Source organism: Streptomyces sp. (genome assembly GCF_035563135.1).
GTDB lineage: Bacteria > Actinomycetota > Actinomycetes > Streptomycetales > Streptomycetaceae > Streptomyces.
This window is the reverse complement of the sequence record NZ_DATMVN010000355.1, coordinates 1-8105: the sequence shown is the minus strand read 5'-3', so window position 1 is coordinate 8105 and position 8105 is coordinate 1. Positions and strand designations below refer to the sequence as shown.

6 protein-coding genes and 1 pseudogene are annotated in these 8105 nt (G+C 72.0%); 5 read left to right on the top strand and 2 right to left on the bottom strand.

The window, feature by feature from the left end:
- The 4 genes and pseudogenes from VN520_RS15465 to VN520_RS15450 form a co-directional block, all read left to right on the top strand.
- Positions 1 to 213, top strand: a pseudogene (locus VN520_RS15465) (hypothetical protein); the annotation flags it as partial.
- On the top strand, positions 210 to 2465 hold the full coding sequence (locus tag VN520_RS15460) for a LamG domain-containing protein (protein ID WP_325747494.1): 2256 nt from the start codon (positions 210 to 212) through the stop codon (positions 2463 to 2465). The pseudogene VN520_RS15465 and the gene VN520_RS15460, both read left to right, overlap by 4 nt.
- Complete coding sequence (locus VN520_RS15455; RefSeq protein ID WP_325747493.1) at positions 2462 to 3157, top strand: hypothetical protein; 696 nt, start codon at positions 2462 to 2464, stop codon at positions 3155 to 3157. Before VN520_RS15460 ends, VN520_RS15455 begins: the two co-directional genes overlap by 4 nt.
- On the top strand, positions 3154 to 3981 hold the full coding sequence (locus VN520_RS15450; RefSeq protein WP_325747492.1) for a glycosyltransferase family 2 protein: 828 nt from the start codon (positions 3154 to 3156) through the stop codon (positions 3979 to 3981). The genes VN520_RS15455 and VN520_RS15450 overlap by 4 nt, the downstream gene beginning before the upstream one ends.
- Here the strand turns inward: VN520_RS15450 and VN520_RS15445 are convergent.
- The gene (locus VN520_RS15445; RefSeq protein WP_325747491.1) at positions 3953 to 5146 is read right to left on the bottom strand and encodes a glycosyltransferase; all 1194 of its coding nucleotides are present in this window, start codon (positions 5144 to 5146) and stop codon (positions 3953 to 3955) included. The two genes, VN520_RS15450 and VN520_RS15445, sit on opposite strands and share 29 nt — an antisense overlap.
- A 107-nt stretch (positions 5147 to 5253) precedes the next feature.
- On the opposite strand from VN520_RS15445, the gene VN520_RS15440 reads away from it, so the two are divergent.
- Complete coding sequence (locus tag VN520_RS15440; RefSeq protein ID WP_325747490.1) at positions 5254 to 6795, top strand: hypothetical protein; 1542 nt, start codon at positions 5254 to 5256, stop codon at positions 6793 to 6795.
- Here VN520_RS15440 and VN520_RS15435 read toward each other — a convergent pair.
- On the bottom strand, positions 6764 to 8008 hold the full coding sequence (locus VN520_RS15435; protein ID WP_325747489.1) for a hypothetical protein: 1245 nt from the start codon (positions 8006 to 8008) through the stop codon (positions 6764 to 6766). The two genes, VN520_RS15440 and VN520_RS15435, sit on opposite strands and share 32 nt — an antisense overlap.
- Positions 8009 to 8105: the final 97 nt, after the last annotated feature.

Sequence of the window (8105 nt, the reverse complement as noted above, 5' to 3'; positions counted from 1 at the left end):
CTCCGCACGTCCGTGCCGGGGACCGTCACCGGCACGGTCCCGGCCTTTGCCGGCCACTCGGCGGAGCTGAACGCGTCCGCACCGGGCGGGGCCCCGGGCTCCGTCTCCTCACTCGCCCCGGCCGGCAGCGGGACCGGCAGTCCCCGCGTCCGGCCGGGCGGGGCAACCGCGGCCTGCCGGCCGCAGCTCGTCCTCACCTTCGGAGTTGAATGATGAACACAAGCACGGGGCGGAGACCCGGGGGAAGCGGCCGTGTGCGGGCCGCGTCCGCCGCGCTCTGCCTGTTCGCCGGAGCCCTCACCGCGACAGCGGGCGGGGCCTCCCCGGCCGCGGCACTGACACCTCCGGTGTCCATCACCGCGGACGACCTCTCCACCTGGCAGACCAACGGCATCGTCTGGTCGATGGCCGCTTCGGACGGGGTCGTCTACACCGGCGGCACCTTCTCCACCATCCGGCCGCCGGACGCGGCGGCGGGCACCTCGGAACAGCCCGCGGTCAACTTCGCGGCCTTCGACGCGGCGACGGGCGCGCCGACCGGGTGCAGCCTGTCGTTCACCCAGTCCTCGGGGACCGCGACCGTACGGGCGCTGGCCCTCTCGCCGGACGGTGACACCCTGTACGTCGGGGGGCAGTTCGGTTCGGTGAACGGGGTGGGCGCCAGCAACATCGCGGCCGTCGACACCGCCACCTGCACGCCTCGGCAGGACTTCAGGATCGCTGTCTCGGCGACGGTACGGGCCCTGGACGTCACCGCGGACACCGTCTACCTGGCCGGTGACTTCAACAGCGTGGGCGGGCAGACGAGGAACAAGTTCGCCGCCGTCACCACGGGCGCCGGTCTGCTGCCCTGGACGGCGAACGCCGACGAGGTGGCGCGGGCCGTGCAGGTGACGCCCGACGGGCAGCACGTGGCACTCGGCGGTGACTTCTTCACCGTGAACGGCACCACCTCGCACGCCCTGGCCGTGGTCGACGCCACCACGGGTGCGCTCACCAAGAGCTACCCGGGCTTCATCCCCGAGACGTCGACGGTGCAGGACCTCACGACGGACGCGACCGGGCTGTACACCGCCAACGAGGGCACCGGCGGCGGGGTGTTCGACGGCCGGATCGCCATCGACCTCGACGACTACCAGCAGCGCTGGCGGGACACCTGCCTGGGCGCCACCCAGGCCGTCCTGGTGCACTCGGGCGTGCTGTACAGCGGGAGCCACGCCCATGACTGCGCCAGCATGGGCGGCTTCGCCGACCAGCCGCGCAAGCATCTGCTGGCCCAGTCCGTCGACGACCCGACGCTGCTGCCCTGGTTCCCGGACACGAACGACGGCATCGGTGAGCCCGTCGGGCCCCGGGTGATGGCGCAGACCGACAAGGACGGCCACCACTACCTCTGGGTCGGCGGGGAGTTCACCACCGTCAACGGCGCCGGGCAGCAGGGCCTGACCCGGTTCGCCGACGGGCCGGACACCGGGGCGCCCTGGGTCCCCAACGTCAGTCTCTCCACGGTCACCCCGGGGCGGATCGACGTCGACTGGCAGACCAGTTTCGACACGGACGACGGGGAGCTGACCTACCGGGTCTACAAGGACGGCGCGAGCACCCCCGTGCACACGGTCACGGGATACTCACTCTTCTGGGACCGCCCGCAGCTGAGGTGGACCGACACCGATGTGGCGGTGGGCGAGACGCACTCGTACCGCATCACCGCGAGCGACGGCACCAACACCAGCGCCAAGTCGCCGGCGCAGTCCGCGACCGTGACCGCGTCGGCCCAGGGCTATCCGGCACGGGTGCTGTCGGACGGCGCCTCGCTGTACTGGCGCTACGACGAGGGCGCCTCCACCCTCGCCGCGGACACCACGGGGAACCTGAACAACGGCTTCCTGCGCAACGGGCCCGCCTACCGGCAGACCCCGGCGGCGGTCGCGGGTGACTCGACCGCCATCGGCTTCGACGGGGCGAGCGAGTACGCGTACAGCAACAAGCGCCACCCGCAGCCCACCCGCTTCTCCGTGGAGACCTGGATCAGGACCACCACCGCACGGGGCGGCAAGATCATCGGTTTCGGCAACCTGAGCATGCAGAACAGCACCCGCTTCGACAAGCACGTGTACATGACCAACGACGGGCGGCTGGTCTTCGGTGTGTACAACGGCGGCCGTCGCACGGTGACCACGGCCGGGGCCTTCAACGACGGCGACTGGCACCACGTCGTCGCCACCCAGGGCACCGGCGGTATGAGGCTGTACGTCGACGGGCAGCTGCGCGCGTCGAATCTGCTCCAGACCGGCAACGAGAACTATCCCGGGTACTGGCGCGTCGGCGGGGACAGCCTGAACAACTGGGCCAACCGCCCGACGAGCAATTTCTTCGCCGGTCAGATCGACGAGACCGCCGTGTACCCGACCGCGCTGAGCGCTTCCCAGGTCAGCGCGCACTACGCCCTGAGGACGGGTGAATGAGATATCCGTTCCTGGCCGGTGCCGCCGTCGCCCTCGCGACGGCGGTGCTGGCCGCCTGCGGCTCACCCGACGGGCCGTCCGGCGACGGGGACGGGAAGGCCGCCGCGGCGAGCGGCGCGGCCTCCCCCACGCCCTCCGCAGCCGGTCCGGCGGCCTCCCCCTCCTCACCGCAGGCCACCGGTGCCCGCGCCGCTCCGAAGGCACCCGCCGGGGAGATCACCCCGGCGACGGGCTCTTTCACGAAGAAGCAGAAGGAGTATCTGACCGGCCGCGTACCCAGGGGGACGGACCCGGCCGCGGTCCTCCAGACGGGGCAGGAGACCTGTGACAGGCTCCGTTACCTGGTCAGGGCGGACCGGGACATCGCCGTGGGCGCGGTCGTCTCCGGCGAGGTCGCGGACGCGAAACCGGCCGTGGCCCACCTCTGCCCCCAGCACCGGGACATCGTCGACGAGGCCGCGCGCGGGTACGCCGACGGCACCCACGGGGCCGCCGCGATCCGGCCGGGGAAGTACAGGGCGCCCTCCCCCACCAGGGCCTGCGGCTGGCAGCTGACCGGAGCGGACGGCAAGGAGCTGGAATCGGGCTCCTCCGGCACCGGTGAGCAGGTGGAGATCACCGTCCCGGCATCCGCTCGCACCTTCACCTCCACAGGCTGCTACGCCTGGCTGCCGGAAAGGGACAACCGTTGAACAAGCTGCCCATCGCCGTGGCGATCCCCACGAAGAACGAGGGTCTGAACATCGCCGAGGCGGTGAAGTCGGTCCTGGGCCACTTCGAGGCGGTCGTCGTGGTGGACTCGCACAGCACCGACGACACGGCGAGGATCGCCGAGGAGTGCGGGGCCGAAGTCGTCCCGTACACCTGGGACGGCGGGCACCCGCGCAAGAAGCAGTGGTGCCTGGAGAACGTCCGCACGGACCTGGACTGGATCCTGCTGCTCGACGGTGACGAGCGGCTCAGCCCGGGTCTGCTGGCGGAGCTGCGGCGGATCTTCGCCGATCCGGACACCCCGAAGCCGGCGGCGTACGACATACCGCTGGGCTACTGGTTCTCGGGGAAGCGCCTGCGGCACGGCTACACGATCCGCAAGCGGTCCCTGACCGACCGGACCAAGTGCCACTACCCCGAGGTCGGAGACCTCGCGGCACCGGGGATCGGGGAGGTCGAGGGGCACTACCAGCCGGTCGCGGCGACGGCCGAGGCGCTGAGCAACCCCATCGAGCACCAGGACCTCGACCCGGTCACCGCCTGGTTCGAGCGGCACAACCGCTATTCGGACTGGGAGGCGTGGCTGGAGCACCACCCCGATGTCAAGGAGCAGGTCCGGAAGGTGAAGTCCCGGCAGGGGCAGCTCTTCCACAAGGCGCCGTTCAAACCCCTGGTGTCCTTCGCCTACATGTACGTCTACCGGCGGGGGTTCCTGGACGGGCGGGCGGGCCTGGACTTCGCGCTCGCGATGAGTTTCTACCGGTGGCAGATCGCACTCAAGTCACGTGAGGGCCGCACAGGTTGACGGCTCCCGCCTTCCGGCGGACCACGTCCTCGTAGGTCCGCCGGAGGGTGGCGGTGACGGCCTCGATGGTGAACCGGTCGTTGACCAGCTGCCAGGCGGCCTTGCCCGCCTGTTCGGCGGCCTCCGGCTCGAGCAGTTCCAGGATCGCGTCGGCGACCTTGCGGGCGTTGGCCGCGTCCTCGCCGACCCGGCTGTCGATCACCCGGCCCGCACCGGCCCCCGACACGTCGGGGGCCTGCCCGCAGGTGCGGGTGATGACGACCGGAGTGCCGACCGACATCGCCTCCAGGACCGAGACCGGGAACGGCTCCTCGATCGCCGGCAACACGTACACATCGGCCTCGCGTCCGGCGGCGAGGACCTCGTCGTGCTCCAGCGGGCCCACATGGTCGAGGGAGTCCGTGACGCCCAGTTCCCGGGCGAGGGCGAGGGTGCCGGCCAGTGCGCCGGTGTCCGGGCCGGCCAGCACGAAGCGGGCGTCCGGGTGGCGGGCGAGGACGTGCGGCATCGCGGCGACGAAGTCCTCGGGCCGCTTGCGCTCCTGGATGCGGGCGAGGTACAGCACGGTCGGCGGGCGGCCGGGGTCGCGGGCGGGCTTGCGCTCCTGCGGGCGGACACCGTTGACCAGCCGTACGGTACGGGTGAGCGGTACGGGAGCTGCGACGGCGTTCACATCGACCCGCTCCATCTCGGTGAGGTGCAGGACGGCGTCGGCCTCGCGCAGCACCTTGCGGACCCCGAGGACGTCGGTGAGCTGGGCGGCCCTCTTCTCTGTGGGGTCGATCATGCCGTGGGTCTGGACGACCAGGGGTGTACGGGTCGCGAGCGCGAGGAGCGCCGACGGCAGGGTCACCAGGTCCCGCATCAGATGGACGTGTACGAGGTCGGCGCCGCGCATCATGCGGCGTGCGGTGCGCAGCAGCGCGCCGGAGGTGATGCCGCTGACCTCGAACATCGGGAGCAGATGCCGTGCCTGGAAGAGGTGGACGGGAACTCCTTCCACACGGCTGGGCAGTTCGCCGCCGGGGAAGCCCTCGCCGAGGGCCATGACGCGTGCGTCGTCGCCGTTCGCCCGCTGGACCTTGGAGAGGTTGAACGCCACCCGGGTCGGCCCGCCGAAGGCGTGGTCAGGAGTGTGGAGCGTGACGACGTGCAGGATTTTCACCAGAGTCCCCCTCGACTGCGGCCGATAATTCACAGCGTAGTCATCGCGCCCCCTCAAGTGGGCTGATTCGTTAGAGTGTTCAGCGGTTCACTGATCCTGGGGGGAGCATGACGTCGGTGCACACATCGGCGCAGGAGCAGGCCGCCCGCGCGGTCGCCCGCCCGGGGTGGGCACGGGCCCGGGGCGGCGCCCCGGAGCCGCCCGAGCGGCCGATCGTCTGGTCGATGCTGTCGCGGGCCCTGTCCGTGCCGCTCGTCCTCGGCCTGGTGTGCTTCCTGCCCGCGGTGATCGCCGCTCAGCCCGGCAACGGGGTCCGGGACACCGCGTACTGGCTCCAGCTGGTGCTGACCTGCTATGCGGGGGCCCGGCTGGCGACGATGATCCTCTCCACCCGGCGGCGGCTGCTCCAGGGCGTCTTCTGGATGTTCGTGTACATCGCCATGGGGGTCGCGCCGTTCGCCCAGGTGGTGATCGGGCAGACGCCGACGCCGATGGTGGGACCGCGCCAGGACCTGGTCACGGCCATCGCGATGGTCCTGGTGGGGTGTACCGCCTTCGACCTGGGGGCGCTGCTGGCCTCGCGCCGGCCGCTGCGGCGCCGTACGCCCTCCGCGCGGAGCCCGGGCGCAGGGCCGGCCGTGGCGCATCCGCTGCGGCTGCGGCTGCTGGTGCTGCTGGCGTTCGCGGCGAGCGCGTTCTACGTGCTCAAGCTGGGCGGGCCCTCGGTCTTCTTCTCCAGCCGGCAGGAGATCAACGAGACCGTCGCGGCGAGCGGGGTGGTCTCGGAAGGGTCCAATGTCGGCTCGGCGTTCGTCAAGGGCTTCGGCCAGGTCCCGGCGCTGCTGGCGCTGCTCTTCTACACCCGCCGTCTGGCGACCTCCTACCGGGCCCGGCGCACCCCGTCGACGGCGCTGGTGTGGGTGGCGCTGGTGGCGCTGAACCTTGTGGTGAACAACCCGGTCTCCAACGCCCGCTACTGGTTCCTGACGGTGTTGATGGCCTTCGTGTTCACCGCGTTCCCGAGCAGTGCGGCGATCTACCGCATGGTGCTGGCGACGGGGGTGGTGGGGGCACTGGTGGTGTTCCCGTACGCCGACAGGTTCCGGTACGACGACGAGGGACAGCGGCCCGCGCAGTCGGCCTCGGTCTTCGAACCGCTGGTGACCAAGGACTACGACCAGATGGTGATGTTCGCCAACACCATCTCGTGGGCCGACACCCGGGGCCACACCTACGGACGCCAGCTGTCGGGCTCTGCCCTGTTCTTCGTGCCGCGCGCGGTGTGGAGCGGGAAGCCGGAGGACACCGGGGTCCGGGTCGGGCAGTGGATGGGGCTGCGGATGACCAACCTCTCGGCCCCGCTGTGGACCGAGTTCTGGATCGACTTCGGCGCCTCCGGGGTGATCGGCGGGCTCTCACTGATCGGTTACGCGGTGGCGCGCACCGACCGCCGGTACGCGCTGGCCGTCACCCGGGCGGGGCCCGGCCCTGGGAGTGTGCTGGCCATCGCCGCGCCGCTGCTCGCCGGGTACACCTTCATCCTGTTGCGCGGCCCGCTCCTGCAAGCGGCGGGGAAGCTGGCCATCGCCGCGCTGTGTCTGCTGCTGATCACCACGTTCAGGGAGCAGAGGGCGGCGCGCCGGCGCTGACGGTCTCCCCCGCCGGGCTGCTGCGGCGGCGCAGCCGGGCGACCCGGGCCCAGGTGGCGGCGGCTTTGCCGAGCGATCCGAGGCACAGCCCCCAGGCGGCTCCGGGGACGCCGCCGAGTGCGTAACCCCCTGCCATGAGGGCCACGGAGGTGAGCGAGAAGACCACCTGGACGCTGAGTGTCGTACGCGGGTCGAGCATGCGCAGGGCGAGCAGCCCGCAGGTGCCCACGGCCATCGCCGCGTACTGGCTGCCGGTCGCCGGGAGCAGGGCGGCGGCGGTGGGCCAGGTGTCACCGAGGAGCCGGCGTCCCGCATGCTCGGGGAGCAGGGCCAGCGCGGTGGCCCAGCAGGCGGCGGCAGCGGCGAGGGCGGCGGCGAGCCCCGCGGTCGCCCGGACCCGGCGCTTCTCGTCGCCGATGCGGCCGAGCAGCGGCGGGCCGAAGAAGGTGGCCGAGGTGTACAGGACGTTGAGCGGCCCGAACAGTGTGGTCGCCCCGCGCAGTGCGCCGACCAGGAGCGGGCTGCCGACCGCCCCGAGTCCGAGGACGGAGAGCTGGCCGGCCGCGTTGCCGACGCCGAACTCCACGGCGAAGCGCTGCCCCAGGTGGCCGCGCCGCAGCATCGGACGCAGCAGCAGAGGGGCCCCGGCGCTCGCGCGGTGCAGCAGTACGGCGGACAGCAGGAGGGCGGGCAGGGCGGACAGTCCCCAGACCGTGATCAGCCGGGCGGGGCCGGCCCCGTGCTCCTGGGCGGCCAGGGCTCCGAGTACGCAGGCCAGCCGCAGCAGATCTGCGGTCAGGGCGAGATGGGGCACCTGAAGGGCCGAGAAGGCGTAGCGCAGGGCGTCCTGCCCCAGCACCACCGGCAGGACGAGGCCGAGCATCACCAGGGCGCGTGCGGTGTCCCCCGGGACGAACGCGCAGACGGCGGCCAGCAGGGCGCCGACGGCAGTCGAGGCTCCGACGGTGAACACGACCGCCGAACGGCAGGCGCCCCGGATGTCCTCGCCCCCGCCGCGCCGCAGGACGAGCGGCTGCCCGGTGTACGCGCCGAAGACGCCCAGCAGCACCGTGAAGACCAGGTAGACCGCGGAGAAGCGGGCGAAGTCCGCCACCGTGGAGAGCCGGGCCGCGGCCACGAGCACCAGGATGTTGGTGAGCGCGGCCACGCCCTGGTCCGCGACCGAGCAGAGGATCGCGGTGCGGGCTCTCACCGACGCGCCGCCGGGAGGGTGACGGAGCGCAGCCCCATGGTCTCGTCGGGGTTCCCGGTGATCTCCGGCGCGTCCGCCGCGACAGCCGGACCGCCGG